The organism is Pseudoalteromonas sp. A25, from assembly GCF_009176705.1.
In the GTDB taxonomy this organism is placed as follows: domain Bacteria; phylum Pseudomonadota; class Gammaproteobacteria; order Enterobacterales; family Alteromonadaceae; genus Pseudoalteromonas.
In genome coordinates, this window is record NZ_AP021846.1 from 2,659,284 (window position 1) to 2,677,615 (window position 18,332).

General features: G+C 40.7%; 14 protein-coding genes. 4 read left to right on the forward strand and 10 right to left on the reverse strand.

Annotated elements, in window-relative coordinates; translation table 11 throughout:
• The first annotated feature begins 284 nt into the window (after positions 1-284).
• Complete coding sequence (locus GDK41_RS11390) at positions 285-2,162, forward strand: winged helix-turn-helix domain-containing protein (protein ID WP_152086529.1); 1,878 nt, start codon at positions 285-287, stop codon at positions 2,160-2,162.
• Between the two features lie 43 nt (positions 2,163-2,205).
• Here the strand turns inward: GDK41_RS11390 and GDK41_RS11395 are convergent, their stop codons facing one another.
• On the reverse strand, positions 2,206-3,660 hold the full coding sequence (locus GDK41_RS11395) for a hypothetical protein (RefSeq protein ID WP_152086530.1): 1,455 nt from the start codon (positions 3,658-3,660) through the stop codon (positions 2,206-2,208).
• Positions 3,661-3,968: 308 nt separating this feature from the next.
• Here GDK41_RS11395 and GDK41_RS11400 point away from each other — a divergent pair, with 308 nt between their 5' ends.
• Positions 3,969-4,379, forward strand: coding sequence for a MerC domain-containing protein (locus tag GDK41_RS11400; RefSeq protein WP_152086531.1), 411 nt, complete (start codon positions 3,969-3,971; stop codon positions 4,377-4,379).
• 354 nt (positions 4,380-4,733) lie between these two features.
• Here the strand turns inward: GDK41_RS11400 and GDK41_RS11405 are convergent, their stop codons facing one another.
• From GDK41_RS11405 to GDK41_RS11425, 5 genes are all read right to left on the reverse strand, one after another.
• The gene (locus tag GDK41_RS11405; protein ID WP_152086532.1) at positions 4,734-5,738 is read right to left on the reverse strand and encodes a sphingomyelin phosphodiesterase; all 1,005 of its coding nucleotides are present in this window, start codon (positions 5,736-5,738) and stop codon (positions 4,734-4,736) included.
• A 900-nt stretch (positions 5,739-6,638) separates the two neighbouring features.
• On the reverse strand, positions 6,639-6,911 hold the full coding sequence (locus GDK41_RS11410) for a hypothetical protein (RefSeq protein WP_232056454.1): 273 nt from the start codon (positions 6,909-6,911) through the stop codon (positions 6,639-6,641).
• Between the two features lie 151 nt (positions 6,912-7,062).
• Complete coding sequence (locus GDK41_RS11415; RefSeq protein ID WP_152086534.1) at positions 7,063-7,413, reverse strand: hypothetical protein; 351 nt, start codon at positions 7,411-7,413, stop codon at positions 7,063-7,065.
• A gap of 547 nt (positions 7,414-7,960) precedes the next feature.
• The gene (locus tag GDK41_RS11420) at positions 7,961-8,359 is read right to left on the reverse strand and encodes a hypothetical protein (protein ID WP_152086535.1); all 399 of its coding nucleotides are present in this window, start codon (positions 8,357-8,359) and stop codon (positions 7,961-7,963) included.
• Positions 8,360-8,378: 19 nt separating this feature from the next.
• Positions 8,379-11,570, reverse strand: a complete 3,192-nt coding sequence (locus tag GDK41_RS11425) for an nSTAND1 domain-containing NTPase (protein ID WP_152086536.1) — start codon at positions 11,568-11,570, stop codon at positions 8,379-8,381.
• 376 nt (positions 11,571-11,946) lie between these two features.
• Here GDK41_RS11425 and GDK41_RS20230 point away from each other — a divergent pair, with 376 nt between their 5' ends.
• Positions 11,947-13,737: a phosphatidylinositol-specific phospholipase C domain-containing protein gene (locus tag GDK41_RS20230; RefSeq protein ID WP_197739485.1), complete on the forward strand. Its 1,791-nt coding sequence runs from the start codon at positions 11,947-11,949 to the stop codon at positions 13,735-13,737.
• A gap of 250 nt (positions 13,738-13,987) precedes the next feature.
• Here GDK41_RS20230 and GDK41_RS11435 read toward each other — a convergent pair whose 3' ends face one another.
• The 4 genes from GDK41_RS11435 to GDK41_RS11455 all read right to left on the reverse strand — a co-directional run bounded on the left by GDK41_RS11435 (position 13,988) and on the right by GDK41_RS11455 (position 16,736).
• A complete protein-coding gene (locus GDK41_RS11435; RefSeq protein ID WP_152086537.1) occupies positions 13,988-14,476 on the reverse strand; it encodes a GNAT family N-acetyltransferase in 489 nt (162 codons plus the stop codon).
• A 343-nt stretch (positions 14,477-14,819) separates the two neighbouring features.
• Complete coding sequence (locus GDK41_RS11440) at positions 14,820-15,119, reverse strand: hypothetical protein (protein WP_152086538.1); 300 nt, start codon at positions 15,117-15,119, stop codon at positions 14,820-14,822.
• Positions 15,120-15,244: 125 nt separating this feature from the next.
• Positions 15,245-15,856 carry a LysE family translocator gene (locus tag GDK41_RS11450; RefSeq protein ID WP_152086539.1) on the reverse strand — a complete coding sequence of 204 codons (612 nt, stop codon included), beginning with the start codon at positions 15,854-15,856 and terminating at the stop codon, positions 15,245-15,247.
• Positions 15,857-16,025: 169 nt separating this feature from the next.
• Positions 16,026-16,736, reverse strand: coding sequence for a hypothetical protein (locus GDK41_RS11455; RefSeq protein ID WP_152086540.1), 711 nt, complete (start codon positions 16,734-16,736; stop codon positions 16,026-16,028).
• Positions 16,737-16,858: 122 nt separating this feature from the next.
• Here GDK41_RS11455 and GDK41_RS11460 point away from each other — a divergent pair, with 122 nt between their 5' ends.
• Positions 16,859-18,013, forward strand: coding sequence for an IS110 family transposase (locus tag GDK41_RS11460; protein WP_152086541.1), 1,155 nt, complete (start codon positions 16,859-16,861; stop codon positions 18,011-18,013).
• Positions 18,014-18,332 lie beyond the last annotated feature (319 nt).

The window sequence follows — 18,332 nt, forward strand, 5'->3', positions numbered from 1 at the left end:
TAAAACGAGCAGTGCTTATCAGTCTTGAGATAACTCAATTGTCTAGCAGCGGATAATTGTTGTCGTTCAAATGGGCCTATTCAAACATTTTATTCATCTATTTATTAGCAAGTTACTCGAAGTAAGATTACTTAAGTTTATAAATCAAGCCGATAGCGCATATCGGGTGCCACTCATTAAACCCGCTACCAATATATCGATTTTCTACTACAAAGCCTCGCAAGTGGTGAAACAATACCGCGTTACCTATATAATTTGCTGATAAATAATATCTTGAGCTTGCGATGTATCTTTATTTTGAACACTTTCGGTATGATGTTGAAAAGCAACAACTATACAAAGACGATGAGTTAATTCCGCTCAAGCGAAATCAAGCGGCCATGTTGGAGTGCTTCCTTGGTGATCAAGAAACGATACATAGCAAAGATGACCTGTTAAACGCCGTTTGGGGTGATCAAGTCGTATCTGAACAAGTTATTTTTCAAACTATCAGTCAGTTAAGAAGTATTTTTGGTAGCAAGGCAATAAAAACGTTCTCAAAAAAAGGCTATAAGTGGGAACTTAAAACGACAGATGCACCGCCAAAAAGCCAAGCTGATGATGCTATTGTGGTAACTGAACCAGCCCCTTCCCAAAACAAAGTCAAACTAAAAAGCGCCATTGCAGTGTGTATTGTTTTGTTAGCCATCGTTTTTACATACATGCTGTTAAAGACAAATAAAAGCTTAACAAAGATAGACTTACACCTACTAACATCAGACGTACCGGAAGGGCATTCGACGTCTGTACCGCTGATAATGCAAGCTATTTCTCATTCGCCCTCTTTTAACCTTTATGAGCTGAACAAACAGCTATCACCTTATCAAGCATTCGCTTCACCAAAACACATCTATGCACAATCGGGTATCGCAACCGATGATTGGCTGGTTGGGGGGACTACCTACTTCTCTGAGCAAAGCGCTGTTTTTCAGTATGGCCTCTTTGCATCGCACATGCACTGGCAAGGCTATGTACAAGCCGACTCCGTAAACCAGCTTACCAGTGCGGTGTCGATGCGCTTTGAGCAACTACTAAAAATGGGGTTATTTGACGCTAACTCTGACTCATGGACACACAATCACGTTCGTGCGTTGCTAAAGCTGTATCCTGACGACCCCGACTTATTACTTCTCGCGGCTCAAAAATATGAGCATATGCAGCAAAACGATGTAGCAATGAGTTACTTACAGCAACTAGTTGCCCTGCCCTCAATTAAAGCATCTAGCCCTTATAGAGCCGTTGCACATTGGAAAATGGGAATGATTTACAAAATGCGCGGCCAACACATACAAGCTCATAATAGCTTAGCGGCTATGTCTGACGTGCTAGCGCTAAGTCCTTTGGGGCCTTTACACTTTAAATACATAAAAACAAAAGCTTGGTTAGCATATAGTGAAACAGATCATGCAAGTATGTATGAAACGCTAAAAAAAGGGTTCAGCTATTTTGAACGTGCAAACGCGAACCTACCATTGATAAAGTTCAAAATGCATATATTAAACTCAATACTCGCGCAAAAAGTATCTGATCATGAAACCAAGTATCATCACTTGAGTGAGGCGCAGGCCTTGTTGCTAAAACATAAGCTAGATGAATCAAATTACGCCCTTGTTTACTATCATCATGCGTTGTTCTCTCAATTAGCAAACACGCAAAATAGCACGACTTCAGAGGGCGTAGGAGCAAACGATAATTACGTTGCTTACTTGGACAAAATCCTTGAACTACCGAGAACCATGGATAATTTTTGGGTGCATGATGAAGCAATCGCGTTGTTGGTCAGTCATTATATTGAACAACAACGTTTTAAATCAGCCCATGGCGTGCTTTTGAATAAAGCAGCGACGCCCAAGCGACAATTTTTAAAAGCGAAAATACAATTAGCACAAGGACATAATGCAAACGCAATCCAATTGCTTGAAAGCGCCTACCAGCAAGCAAAAATTGATTATGACTCCAGAACCGCCATCGAATCGGCATTACTGTTATATCAGCTGTCTAACGACGCTCCAAAAAAACGGGCCGAATATCTCGCATATTTAGAGGTAAATACCAAAGCAGATTGGCTAAAAGAGCAACTTACACTTGTACATGGTCAAACTGCTCCACTGAGCTTTAATTAATGAGCCAGAAAAAGTATTTTCTGGCTCTGGGAATAGCGCCTTTTTAACCGTTGGCGCAAATATCATAACCTGCAGGGCACACTTTTTCTTCAAAGTCTTTAACCCACTGGCTAAAGTCATCCATCGAAATAGTTCGCCAACTGCGTGTATCAATTAGCTGCTCTACTTCAATATTCAGCGCATCAAGAGCATTGCCAAAAATGACCATATCTTTGTAGATACGAGGTTTGCCACTCACTAAGTTCGTTTCGTAGTGCTCCTGCGCTATGACCATTTTATGTTTAGGCGAGAACACTAAAAGGTAATGCAAAGAGTGTGCGGTCGCAATATCAAACAGCTCTAATTCGCCTAATGAGAATGCTTTTCTATCATTAATAATCAAAAAGTTATCTTTTGAGTTCGGCTGCGAAAGAGCGTTTTCAATCACCTTTTTATGAGCATGAGTAACTACTAACTTAGCCCCTAGCGCAATCGCATTATCAAGCCCGTTCAAATTACCCCGATGATGGTGCGTAACAACAAAATAGCGCAGTGGCTTATCGCTATTAGTTAACTTTTTTAAAGCGTCAAAATTGGCTGGCAGCTCATTGGCATCACCCATTGCAATATAATGATTTGCTTGTTCAATAAATACTGTTTGCGCCCTATCTTTGCCTATTTGGTAAATATGCTCAGCTAATTGCCTTGTGCTAAATTCGGTATCATCAAACGTGTCTCCCCAAGGTTTAAAATCTGCCAACGGCTTAAATGCTTCTGTGATACTAGGGTTAAGCTCTAAATCTCGAAAAACCGAAGTTAAACGTAGTTCACCATTAACAAAAAAGTTCATATCACGCGCGTAGGTAACGCCATCAGTTTGTGTGTGGTTTGAGAACACATAAATGAGGTCAGCACTTGGGTGATGGCGCACTGCTTTATTTATTAAGGCGCTGTTTTGTTCAATAAAATAACTGAATTTTAAGCCAGAGTTGAGTGTCGCCGTTAAGATGTAATGCGCTTTACCCCGATAAAACTCATCACCTGTATAACTTACTTCACTTAAATCTGTATGTAAGAACTTGGCATGCATCGTATCACTGGAGCGAACAACCGAGCCACCAAGGTTGTGATAAGAAACCCACTCTTCGTATGAGTATTTTTTATGCAAAATATCGTATTTAATGCCTTTTTTACCATCAAAAATCCATTTTTCTAAGTCGATGGTTGTTCTAGGCACTCGATAGGACAATAACGACTTGCGCTTGTTTACAAAATCTATCGTCAGAGCTTCGTTGATCCGCCAGATCTCAGGAACCCCTGGGTTTTCGCTCTCGCCCGGCCAAGGCCCTTTGTTATGATCAGTAATGCTTATAGCCTTAGCATGGGTTAGTTTTTCACCCCCATATGCCTCTATAACCTTATTGATGATAACTGATGCTTTATTGGTACTCGCAAAGCTGCCAAAACTTGAACAACAAAGTATGACAACAGCAAAATAACTTAAACAGACCCTTTTCAAAATGTATTCCTCTTATCATTTAAAAGTTGCAATAAACTTAGCGATACACCTTGCTGGGGTCTTATTGATTTCCTATTTCTTCAATGGATAGAAAATCGATAGATTTTTTACCCCAGATTGAGATGGCCTCAAGGTCGTATTATTTCGTTTAAACACTGGTTGCCGCATTACGCGTATTAATATGTTCAACTTGCTCTCTTGTTAACTTTAATCACGTTATGTTATGTTATAACAAAATAAGAACACATCTGCTCAATAGCGCGATGATCAATTAAAGCCCCAAGTCTAGAATCAACAGGAACCGTTAAATGAAAAACGCACAAAGTATGACCGACAAATTTTCTATTGGACTATCGGTGATGTGTGTCATGCACTGTTTGATGTTACCGGTACTATTATCGTTACTACCCACTCTTGCAGGGCTACCACTTAACAGTGAGCTATTTCATGTTTGGATGGTTGCAGCCGTTATCCCAAGTAGTATTTTTGCGCTCGCGCTTGGCTGTAAGCAACATAAACACTACAGACTATTAATAACAGGAGCATTTGGCTTAGGGATGTTAGTTCTGGCGATTAGTTTAGGTGAAAATCATATTGGTGAAGCTGGAGAAAAGCTATTAACACTGATAGGCTCAGCATTTGTTGTCATCGCGCACCTACGTAATTATAGATTGTGCCATACAAATAAAACGCAAGATTGCGCTTGCCCTAATGCTTAAAAGAGGGGTCAAATTACAGCGTTGAAGAGGGCTTGTACTTTTTGCTTTAAAATTAAACGCACAGTAAAGCAAAACCAGCCCATTACTCTCTTCAACCCCCAAACGTTATCAAAGCACACTAATCAGATAGCATGCTTTTTTACTTAATTAACCTCAGCTGCGGATAATAGTTTTGATAGCTCACAAGAGAGACATTGCAACCCCTTCAATATCCAATGACGATATTTCGCTCACTATCAAGGCATTTTCGTGAAGTAATAGCGAGCTATTACAAATGAAAATAACAAAGAGAGTGAGTGAAATAGCTTTATTGGGCAAATTCTCTTATGTGCAGCTGAGGTTAATTACCAACGCCTATCTAAACTCAAAATTAACTTGCACGGGGTAATGATCTGATAACTCATCGTAATAACCATTGTGGTAGTATTGACCATTGCTTAGGTTCCACCTTCCTTTTAAATAGCTCCAGTACCAACTACTGTTTGCTTTAGGGTATCGAACGGCCATGCTTGGATTATTTGCTGGCTGTTTGTAGTCGCGATGCCAAAATACGTAATCAAGTGTATCATTGTAATCTAGGCTGTACTCAAAGTAGTAAGCGTTGGCTCTGGTAAACCAGTTATAGTTTGCAGGAAATGAACCTATGACTGGTGTTTTAAAATTCAATTGTCCACGCGCTGTTTGTAGCATGTCAGCGACTTCATGTTGCTTACTCCACTCAACATTCATATCGCCGCCAATAATAACAGGCTCACTGGTTGAAATGTTTTGAGCATGTATAAAAGCCTGAATTTCACTTAACTGCCCCATACGCACACGGTGCTCTTCCTCGGTGTTACCATCATGGGTTGCCTGTAAATGGGTGCCAACTAAGTGATAGCGCTGGGCATTTTTTTCAATCTCTACATACGCAAAGCCCTTGTTAGCCATATAATCCCAGCTGCCACGCAAACTATGATTAAACACATGGGCCTTTTGAGTAATAATGGGATACTTAGAGAGGATAACCACCCCACCACGAATAACAAACGGGCTATTTGAGCACTTCCCCGTTAAAGCATCCCAGCCACTGCCGCTACAATCTTGCCCTACGTTGGGCGTTTGATATGGGTATTGGGCTGCAAGTTCAGCCAAAGCCTGCTCACCTTCGCTATTAAATACTTCGCTCACCAAAATAACATCTGGGCTATCGTTTAACGACATCAACGCTGCAGGTAAGCGTTGAGCTCTATTAGCTTGATCCCAATCCTGCACACTTAATTGCATAATGTTATAGGCCATTACTTTAAGCGAGTCAGCTGCGCTGTGCATGCTTACCAACATCAACGTACATAACACCATATACTTAGTCAGGCTCATTTTGCTCTCCCGTACTTAATTTTTTAGTTTTAATTGCACATTCACGAACTAACTTGCTGACTAAAAACAAGTAAATCGCAAAATAAGGAGGCCAAAGGTAACGGTATTTGATGTAAGAACGATTGCGTTAAGTTAGCTTTTTTATGAAGGTTTTTTGGGTTTTTTAAGACTTTTTAGATGTTTTTTTAGGTTGGCTCGCCAGTATCTCAACTATACGACTATTGCACCATTAAGAGCCCTGCAACTTGGTAAACTGGTTTAAAGTGTTCAAGTTTCTTAATCAACTGGTAACCATTTCTAATCACTAAAAGAACTACTTTGACCAAGCAATTTTGAGCATAGATTAAGCAAAAATATTAAGTACGACATTTCCACTCCTTTTATAGAGAGCCCTTGTAATGAAGCGATTGAACAGCATGTAAAAGAGTTTTAGAAGTTGCATAGCCTTGCAAAATACCTCTAAAATTCGCTTGGGCTGCATCACCAGACGTGGTTATGCCCATTCTCTGATCTTATTGTAATCATCTTGAGTGTGGGTAATAATTATCAACGGTGGTAGTGTTTCCAACGGGTAAGGGTTGTATGCACTGCATATATGATGTGAGTTCGAGTCTCACCCTACCACCAAGTTTTATAAATGTCGCCTTTGCACCTCGTTAAATTGCAGTGCTTTCAATTTTTGAGACTTTAACTTTGAACGCCTGTCTGTTTATATATTTACAATGAGAATGCAATGTATCTACTAACCTGATTTAACACTTCCTTGCTAATCACATCGTTCACCATTTGAACTTAGTATTTGAATTGATTTTGAAGAACTAAAAGCGTAGACAAGGCATACCAACATGCAAATTGGAATGACAGCCCAGAGACACACAGTCCCGTCAATTTATTGGCTTGTTAGCATTTATTGAAACCTTCGATAAAAAACTCAACTTTACCGCAAGATTTACATGCATACATATCTAAGTTTTCTTTATTTACAAGTAGCTCTCCCAACCCTCCAAGAGCGCCCCAACGCGTTCCTTCATGGAAATTTTTTGTTCCAAGAAAAGTTAAACTTTCATCACATCTAGTACAGTCAGGAATTTTTTTAATAAAGTCCCGTTCTGGTTTTAACTCTCCTTTTCCACAACTACAATTCCAACAGATTTCAAATGAATCATCATCCATTACAGTGTTGCAGTTTTGGCACGTCCACGACATCAAATCTCTCCATGAATGCTAACGCTTGCCTAACAGGCGTAAAATAGTTGGCTAAAATTAACGACGAAGGAGCGCAAACCAGCTGTTTTGCGCCCTTTGGTTTAGGTTCTTGTTAGGGTTACTTTTCAGTAAAGCTTCTGAATACTACTTCAATAAAAGAACCAATTTCATTAAACCCTATAAACCAATGTTTAAAACCTTCCTCTGCTGCTATTTCATCACACTGAATTAAATTTTCCAGTAGATCTGAGCTTTGAACTTCATAAACTTGATCATCACTTAAGTTAGAAACAGTGCTTTCATCGCTACTTAGAAACTTAAAATGGGGTACGTCGAAGAAATTAAGTTGAACATCTTCGTTCATCCAATTTTTAAACCGAACGCTTAAATCAAAGTTACTCCATTCAACCGTAGGCTGCTCTTTACAGTCAGCAGTTGATGATCTTAAATTTATCGATTTAACTTCCATCTTTCAGTAACTCTAACAGCTTATTCTCTCCCAAAATGCCGGAATAAATACCGACAAAACGGCTCATATCACATGTTCCCATTTTTACACGCAAAAACTTCAATGTAAACGAAGCATAAGAAACAGCATCTTTTAACAAATGGGATTGTTTATAAAGTCACCCTTTTTAACTGTGGTATCTGAATGCCTGTCCACTTAACTTATTCGCTCTTTGAACTTAGAGTTTGAAGGACTAAAAGCGTAGACAAAGCAGCATTTGGCGTGAATTAGCGTTAATGTTTTACCCACTAGCCCTACATCACACCAATTAACAGATTTAATTGCGTATCAATAGCTTTCACTCAATAGTGGGCACCTTCTACAATCTCTTAACGCATTGTTCACGGGATAAAACCATGGATATTTTGCGATGTTTACTTATCCCTGTATAAAACCCCATTGTGCGCGCCTATTTTTAAATTATTCGCTGCAATAAAAAAGCTCAGCAACGTGCTGGGCTTTTGATAATTAAGAATAAGTAGGCTTTCCAAAGTTAACCCTTGCGTTGTTACATGTCTACCACTGGTGGCTCAGCTGTGTTCTCTACTTGTGGGTCGCAGGGGATTGACTCTGTTGGATTATTAGCGTCTTTACACCAAACTCGAAAATAGAAGGTTTCATTCTTGGTATGACTATCATTAAATACGATTTGATTTGGTTTAAACGCCACTATTGTTAATTGGTTTGTATCATTTTTGTCGAACGATTGCGTTGCACCAACAATGGTAATATTTTTGTCGGTATCATCATCGAGTGTAACGGAAATATCACCCGCACTGTACATAACTAGTTGTTGTGGCATTGGCACCTTCTTGCCATTTTCACACAAATAGTATGCATATTGGTATTTGCCATTGCATGTATTGCCATTTCCATTTGCTTTTTGAACACTTAGCATCAGTTCCATAACAGTTCCTCTATTTTAATTAAAATAACAATGTAAACTCATCTGGCCGGTAGCCAGATGCCTTAAATGAGTCAAGTAATTCAGGGGTAAGAGGTTTATTGAGCAATCTTTGCAACAATAAATAATGCCCTACTATCTCCCACTTTATGAATTGGTCTTCACCATTTTGATGCGCCTCTATCAAAGGCCGATATAGCGTTAACCATTGTTCTGCTTTTTGTTTGTGTATTGAGTCAAAAGTTTCGTGCTGTGTAGCTAACAGCTCAAGGTAGCGTGTAAAAACAACAAACTCTGACAATGTCAGAAGGTTCGGCTCGGTGCCTTCAGGTACGGCAAGTTGAATACTTTTGAGATACGCAAGTGCCACTGGCACCGAGCGGTTAGCCAGCGAGTAAGCTCTTTCCAGTTCAATTTTTTTCAATGTTGAACGGGCTAATATCGACAATTCAGAATTTGGCGGTTTCAACCCGCTATTGTCCAGTGTCGTCAGATTAAGCATTACCTGCTCATCCTGATCGGTTTGTCGCAAGGCAATTAATTCGATCAGGGTATTGATCAACGACTTTTCGTTGTGCGATACGTTTTCCCTATCAAGGTCCTGCAGCTGAGTGATTAAGATGTGACTGTTGTTAAATTCATCCAGTACTCTTTGATATTGGCCCAAACTCAATAACGTTGCGCTCTTTTTCTGCAGCACATCAAACAGTCGGATCATGCTGAGTGTATTTTCAGTATCCTTGTTATAAATAACTTTTCTAAGTTCTACTGCTTTTTCGTAATAGGGTAACGCTTTATCAATCGCGCCTTTTCTATCCTGAATATTACCTTGCCACGAATAGGTGCCAGCAATGTCTGAGATAAGCGCATTATTACCCGGCTGATATTTTAACAGGTCAGACTTTAAATCCAGTGAGCGATTAAAATATTGCTCTGCTGCCAAAATATTATTTTGTTTGTAAGCCACTGAGCCGAGGTTATTAAATGCATAAGACAGCTCCAATTGATAATGTTGATTGTCTGGCTGCAGCGCCAGTAAATGTTGAGCATTGTGTAAGTAGCCTTGAAAAGCCTGTTGTGCAGTGTCGTATTGTTCTTGTTGATAATGCAGCTGTCCTAACCAAAAGTAATTCAGCATCTGCTGCTCTAGCAGCGGCTCTGCATTGGGGGCTTTGTCCAGCTGTGTACGCAATGCCTGTGCACCTTGGCGAAACAATTTATGTGCCTGCTCAAATTGCCTTTTTTGATAAGCAACCTGACCAAGTAACGTAAACGCATCGGCCAATTGAATGGCTGCGTTTTGGCTAAGCTGTTCGCTGCCCTGATCCGCAAAGTACTGTAACGCCTGATTAGCCACCATAGACAATAGCTCTAACTTACCGATGGGTTCGAGTTTCGCTTTAAGATCAGAGAGCATAAATGAAATAAGGTTCTCTGCTGCCTGATTAGCCTCGCTGATCTGTGTATTTTGTTGCTGTACTTTAATGCCAAAAAATACCAACGCACTGCTAGCCAATAGCAATACTGCTGCAACAGATTGCTTTAAGCGATTACCAGCTCGATACTTTTTTACGCTCAGAGCGAGATACTCTCTTATATTACGATTAATGAGTAGTGAGCTACTTTTCATTAAGCTGCTCTTGGCTATTTTCTGCAACTGACTAGGATTACTAAGCAAATAGTCACGATGGCGGTTTTGCCCCTCCCAGCGGCTATAGGCGATGGTAATATCTTGTGTTAAAAATAACTCATGCAAATTACGCTCGATCCAGAGCGATAGCATTTCCCACTCATCCAGCAACAAATCGCAAGACAGCATAAAAGCAACTTTTTCGGTCCCGTTTTGCACATACTTTGACACCGGCATCAGTAAATCACTTTCAACCAACAAAGTAATACTGTTCATCGTTAGCGCTTGTGCATTGGCATCCAAAACCAGCGTTTGCCTGACTCGCTGATGGTGATCTTCACTGGAGATAGTCACAAGGCTAGGAAACAACGCAGTAAGTTCGGCTTTGTCAACATCGCTCAGTTGCTGCATTACCTGTGTTGTGTACTGCTTTAAAAACCGCGCAAACGTAAAACGCGGATAACTTTGTGCGCCTAACGGAGTGTTGCTGTGGTTCATAAATAACTGCTGCAAATACCGCTGCAATAGACCTATTGCATAGCCATGAGTAGTGACATCTTCGAGTATCAACTCATCTATCGCCCCCGCAGCATGCAATGAATGGCCTGCCAATTCAAAAGGACGGCTGATAAGCTGGTACAGCTCTGCGTAATTAAATGCAGGCATGGCTGTTAGCGCTTGCTCATATGCTTGGGTGTCGTCAATCAGGCCAAGGGCTTGAAGTTGTTTAAGCGATTGCGATTCAGACCAAGTTGCACAGGGGATAACCCAATGAACTCGAGCCACAGAGGCAAACTCTTTAAGCCGTGCCAGTATCTGGGCAGACGCATCTTGCTGATGTAAATTATCTATATCATCCAGCAAGATCAGCAGCCTTTCAGCGCTACCAAGCTGCGTCAAGGTTGCCGCAATCTCATTAAATACCAACGCAGGCTCACAAGTAACACAGCAGTAAAACACCGCCTTAAAATTGTTACTTTGCTGCAAGGTCAACTTTCTAAATGCAGGATATAACCCAGCTTGCAGCAAAGATGTGCTGCCTTGCCTAGGCAATGTACTAATAATCTGTAATCGTTCTTCTAAACTGCGCGTCACACATTGGCGAATAAAGCGCTGCCTGCCCATAAAAACATCTTGTAAGTGCAACTCATAAGCCCCCTGACCAGGATACGGGTTACCACTGAGCCACTCAGAAGTTGGGCTACTCGACACGTTCATTGCACCACCGCTTTGCTGTGCGCTGTGATCAACACAAGTAACATTGGCTACCAATAAGTAACCTTTTTTAGGCAATGTTTTTATATAGTTAGGGTGGGCTTTGTCGTCTTCCAGTGCTTTTCTTAATGACGCGATACACTTGTGCAAAGGGCTATCACTGATATATTGATTTGGCCAACAGTTTTCGATCAACGCTTCACTGGTTACCAACTCTCCCGCATGGTCAGCAAAATAACACAACACATCCATTTGCTTTGGTTGAACCGTGATTGAGTGGCCAGCTCGTTCCAGCACATTCTTATCTGGTATCACCAACGTATTATTGAGGTAAAAAGGACTATGCTGTTTAGATGTTGGCCCTGTCATTATAATTGTTGCAACTCACTAAAACGCCTTATATTTTTTTATCTTAGCGTACCCCTAATGCGAAATCATTAAAAAAAATATAAATAATTTAATTTTATGTTGCACTTTAGGTTAATGGTTTTGTTCCTTATGTTAGCTTTGCGATCACACTACACTGTGCGTTATCAACGCCACTAAATTGCAATTTTATTTACCCTGCATTAATTTAACTATTTGATAATAAACAATATAAAAACAGGTAAGGTAAAGGTAAGAAAAGACCAGCCAGCCGTAAGGTGTTCCTCTACTCATTATTCTAATTTGTAAAGCATTGGACGAGGCAAGCAAAACGCTTCGAGCTAATAAACAAATTTAAACAACACAGAAGGAACAGATCATGAACCTAACACATACATCTCGCACAATTAAAGTAATCGCAAAACGTTCTATGATTGCTACAACATTATCTGCCTTGAGTATGGCAACCGCGTTTGCTCACAATAACCCAGGCTACTCACACGACGATCACATTGGCTATACCAATACAAATTGGATGGCCAGCATACAAAATGGTGCGCTACTGAGCCAGTTATCTATACCTGGCACCCACGACTCAGGTGCTTATAAATTTGGTGGTGACGCTGTTGAAACGCAAACGATGTCGCTATCAACACAGCTTAATTCGGGCATTCGTGCCTGGGACATTCGCCTAGGCTCATGTTTGATAGAAATTCCCAGTTCATTATGTGTTTACCACGGCGTAGCCCCGCAGGGAATTGGTTTTGACAGCGTGCTACAAGACGCCGCCAACTTTTTATCAAACAACCCCAGCGAAACCGTATTGATGCGTATTAAGCATGAAACAGGCACAGAACATTACTTTGAACACTTCGTAAATCAAGACCTTGATCGGTTTGACCACCTCTTATACAAAGGACAAAGTGACAACCCAACAATGGGCGAAATGCGCGGTAAAATCGTAATTTTACAAGACTACGACGGTGCAGATAAAGGGATCCCATGGGACAGCTTCAATACACAAGATAACTACCACCTGAGCACCAACTGGGACCTATATAGCAAATGGGAATCCGTTAAGTACCACCTTAGTAGTGCATCAAGCGGTGCCATGGCCAGCAAATACATTAACTTTTTAAGTGGTTCTGGCGGCTCATTTCCTTACTTTGTAGCAAGTGGTCACTCTAGCCCAGGAACAGGCGCATCAAGGCTTTCAACAGGTAAAACGATTGGTGTTTTTCCTAATGATTACCCTGATTTTCCGCGTGTAGCATGTGCGTTTAATCCATTCATTATGGGCGAAGACTGTACAATTGCATTTGAAGGTACAAATACCCTAACCATGGATAGAATTACAGGCGGTCATGTTAGCCGTGCTGGTATTGTCTATGCTGACTTTCCTGGGAGCGGTCTGATTGACTCAGTGATAGGCTTAAACTATACGCTGACTTCACGGGTAGCTCGTGTCAATAACGTGAACTTTACCTGGAGCTCAAGTGGCGCAATTCCATTTATGCACTGTACTCACATTGTTGAAACCGCAGATATTAACGGCTGGCATGACAACTACTTCTGTAGTTCGCAAGACATTGGCATGCGCTGGAGTAGTGCAGGTCCTATCGCTGATATGAAATGTACTCAAATTGTAGAACCTTCTGACCCACACACTTGGAATGACAACTATCTGTGTTTGCCTAATTCTTCTGAGTTTGGTTTCCAGTGGAGTTATGCAGGCAGTAACAGCGCCAACGCCGTACAGTGGTCAGAGCCAACAGATCCGCACACATGGCATGATAACTACCTAACGGTAACACATGGCGATGTTCTAAAAGCAGGTCAATTTTTAGAGCTGGGTGAACAGTTGGTGTCAAACGATGGCCGTCACATACTAGCAATGCAAGGCGATGGCAATTTAGTGATTTACTCAGGTGGCCAGCCTATTTGGGCAACCAATACAAATGGCTCTGATGCCATAAGAGCTCACCTATCAACAGGCATCTTTGGCATCAACAGTGGTAACCTGACACTGCTCAATGCTAACGGCTCGGTGGTTTGGCAAAGTAACAGCAACGGCGTATTATCAAGCTTGATTATGCAAAATGATGGCAACCTCGTTATCTACGATGTTAACGGTACACCTATTTGGGCTACTAATACCTGCTGTCGCTAATTGAGTTGTATACACAATAAAAGCGCGAAAGCCTGCCTTTTATATACAAATCCTCGCTGAGTAATTAGCGGGGATTTTTTGTTGCCACACGCAAAGCAGCTTTTTGCGCGTTCTGCCAAAGTAAACTGCCCACGCTTAAATTAATTGCTGAAAATGCTACAAAAGAGCTTAAGGATCACGTCTTGTATTGTGAGACCCACTTGATTGCTGATAGGTCAAAAAGCAAGACCTGACCCCGTTGCTTTATGCTTTATGTGTGGACTGACTGATACACGTTATTTTCTATTAAAGCCCCTGCAAACTCAAAGGTTAGAAGCCCTATTCGATTCAACCCCAGATGCTCATAAAAGCCATTTGATTCATTTTCAACCCAAGTGTAAAGCCAGTATTTATTACCAAACTGATTCTCAACTTCATTCAATAGCTTTCGACCTAACCCTTTTCCTCTGAAAGTATAATCTATATAAAGCTTTTCTACTTCAAAGCCATTACTAGGTGTTTGATAATGGGATTCAAGATTAACCTTTACATAGCCTTGCAGAACCTCATGCTCTTCACTTACAAACACACGATATTTAGTCGTATTCAATATTTCAAAGAAGTAGCTTGCAGTGAAAGTGGACAAGACATACTCAGCGTATTCAGTTTTGATACCTTCTCTAGCATATGTGTCTAGCCATACCTTAATAGACAATACCGCTAATTTTACGCAATCGTCTTTTGTCGCTTCCCTAATCACTTTCCCTCCAAACACATAACGAACCTTTTGAGTTACTCGTTTTTAATACATTAGCCATTATTATATCAACCTTAGCTGAGTTCATTATTTTGCTTAAGTGCTTCGAGGGATATCAGCATGATAACCGACAACATTACTTGCTTCATCCTATGCGTTAACTCTCTCTAATTCGAGTTAAGAAATTATGGCTTATAGTTAGGCAAGGATCAGTGTGTTTAACTTGACAGTGGGAGTCATACCAACGCCCATTTATGGGGCGAGCTTAGGCTTGCTAAAATTAGTGAGGAACGAACCCGAGCAAGCCATGGCGAATCCCTTCATAAACCGCTTGTTATACATGCCGCTATTTTCTAAAAATTGACCAGAGTGTATTTTCAGCACGTCTAATATTAGCAACATCATTTCGAGTAACTAAATTCAACACAACTCCCACGGCGATAAAAATCACTGGTAGGAAAAAGCTCATTAGCTTCGCTTCAGCATCCGAACGTTCTACGCCGTTTATTACAACCGTAGCTGCTGGATTTGAAATTAGCTGAAATGCATCATAGCCAGACAATACCCCAAATATGATACATAGGACTCCAAAGAATCTCAGGTATTTGTATTTTAAATTGTCGTTCAGTCGCATCAATATTTCCATGGTATGTACCAACGCCCGCTTAAGTGGTGAGCAACGCAATACGATGCTTCCGCATACCACCTAAACCACTAAAATAAACGCATGACAAAAACGCCACGCGTTGCGAATCCGTCTTAAAGCGCTTGTTAGGCTAACTGTTCGATGATTTCGCTAGCAACTGGAACAACTGACAAGACCAGTAACCCCGACATTACATAGTTAAAAGCAGCTCTGCTCCTTGGGCTATTGAGCGCATTTTTTAGCATAGAACCAAACATTAACCACACACCTACACATGGAAACGAAACCAAGAAAAATGTTGCTGCTATCATTAAGTTTTGACTAAAGAAGCTAGCCCCTACCGTTGTAAACGCAGCTATTGCACCTGTAGCGACCACCCAAGCTTTAGCATTTACCCACTGAAATAGCGCGCCTTTCATAAAAGTAAATGGTTGAGATTGTTCACTTGATTCAACTTTACCCGCGGAACGCACAATAAGGTAAGCAAGGTATAACAAATAAAGTACGCCAACACACTTGATGATTAAGTGTAGGCTAGGAAACTTTACGAATAACTGCGCAAAACCAAGACCTACAAGCAGAAGCATAACTGTAAAACCAACACAAATACCTGTCAGTAGAGGTAAGCTTTTCTTCACGCCAAAATTCAGCCCCGATGTCATGACCATAATGTTGTTCGGGCCGGGAGTCACTGAAGATGAAACGGCAAACAAAACAACAGCATAGAGGTGTTCCATGTAGCATTCCTTGTTTATCAATTCCTAAAACCTACACATGTGGTCAGCTCAAAGAGTAATCAAGCTTTCTATTGGTACCAACGCCCTGTTAAGGGGCAAATTGTAGTTGGCTACAATGTGAAGCGGAGCGGAACCAGCCAACTGTTATTTGTCCCGCTTGAACAGCTTGTTATAGCTTATTTGCTACAGTAATACACTTCTTACTTACATCATCATTTTCAAAGTATGGATGGGAAGACATTAACTCTAATGATCTTTTTAATTTAGTTTGGTCTTCTGGGCTTATAAGTGAAACCTCATTTTTATTGTTTAAGTTAATTATTGAATCTATTGCCATAATAATCCTGAAGGCGACTTTTAATCTAAATGGTTTTAAATCTCTAGTTGAAGCAAGCTCTTCAATTAGAGAAATTAAAGAAGATAAAAGGTGAAATTGAGGCCTAACATGAATTGCGCATGCTGCACCAAGAATTTTTCCTTGCGGGGATTTTATGGATAATTCATTAAACAAGAAATCTATAGAGGAAAGTCCTTTAGCTTTGGCTTTTAATTTTGAAGCAAGTTTATCTAAATCTTCACTTTCAGCAGTAACTCTAAATTCGTCACAGGATTCTAGGTATTCTTCTTCTAAAGCAGAGTACCTAACTTTAAGGTTATCTAGCTCTTGTTCTGTTTTCTCAACTTTTCCTTCTAGCTCTCGAAATTTAGCCTCAAAGCCTCCCATTTTTATACTCGATAGCCACTCTGAAACCCAAGGTATAATACCAATACAAATTAATACTATTGATATTTCATCTAAAGATACATCATTTGGATATTCATGAATAATTAAGCCGAATAATGCTATCAAGGATATTACAATTTTTGGAGTATTACTCATGAGCCTTCCTTAAGCTATAGACATAATGACTCCCACACGGTGCTAGCCTCCGCATTTTCGTGGGTTAGCTTAAAGCCAGAGCCATAATTAGTTTGTCAAATAACTAAATAGCAGAGGCTAGCATGACTAAACATAACATACTTTTCATTGGCTTAGATACTCATAAAGAGTTCATTGAAGTTGCCTACATCGAAGATAACCGCGGCGCACAACCCATTCATTTCGGTCGCATTTCTTCTGCTAAAGCCGCTATTAAAAAGCTTATCAGGCAATTTGAATCTAAATACCCAAACGCAACTCTGCATTTCGTTTATGAAGCTGGCCCTTGTGGTTACTGGATTTACCGCTTAATCACTTCTCTTAGGCACTGTTGTTACGTTGTTGCACCTTCGCTTATTCCTAAAAAACCTGGCGAGCGTGTAAAAACTGACAAGCGTGACGCACTTAAACTGGCTAAATTACTTAAGTCTGAAGACTTAACTCCTATTTATGTGCCTGAGCCAGAAGATGAAGCTATTCGTGATTTATCTCGTGCTCGAGAAGTCGCGATGAAAGACTTAAAAGATGCAAAGTACCAGCTAAAAGCACTGCTGCTTCGCAACAATATTAACTACGCAGGCACTGCAAACTGGTCTCTTAAACACTTACGTTGGCTCACTGAACTGGTGTTGCCACACCCCGCACAACAAATCGTTTTACAAGAGTTTATTCAAACTATAAACGAGCGAACTGCACGATTAGAGCGACTCGACAATGAACTCTCTCACCATGTTTGTCAATGGCGATACTATCCTGTTGTTAAAGCCATTCAGGCTATGCGTGGCGTTCGCTTACTCGTGGCCGCTGGCGTTGTGGCTGAGCTTGGCGACTTAACCCGCTTCGACCATCCGCGTAAATTGATGAGTTACCTTGGCCTTGTACCAAGTGAGCACTCGAGCGGTGGTAAAAGGCACATTGGCGCAATTACTAAATGTGGCAATGGTCGTGCAAGGCGCTTATTGGTCGAAGGTGCTCATAGTTACCGTCATGCAGCCAACATATCGACCGAGTTACAAAAACGACAAGAAGGTTTACCAAAACAAATTGTTGATATCGCATGGAAAGCACAATTAAGACTGTGTAAACGTTATAAAAAGCTCATTAATAAAGGCAAGCATTACAACTTGGTTGTCACCGCCATTGCCCGTGAAATGATTGCTTATATCTGGGCAATCGCTAAACAGATTGTACTCTCACCGATAAATCCTAAATTACGATTATCAAGAGTACCTGCTTAATATGAACGAATTTGAGTTAATGCATTGGGTCAAGCATCGGGTGTGGCACAACCACCGACGGCGTTAGGATGGCAATGTTGTTACCGCGGCATTGAACCACGAACATAGACTGAAGATAGGTGCCACGTCGAGTTAAGTAAGGTCTGCTCTGTTACTAGAAATAGTAATAACCAACGAATACCAGCATGAAAACCGACGAAATTACTTGCTTCATCCTATGCGTTAACTCTCTCTAATTCGAGTTAAGAAATTATGGCTTATAGTTAGGCAAGGATCAGTGTGTTTAACTTGACAGTGGGAGTCATATCAACGCCCCAAT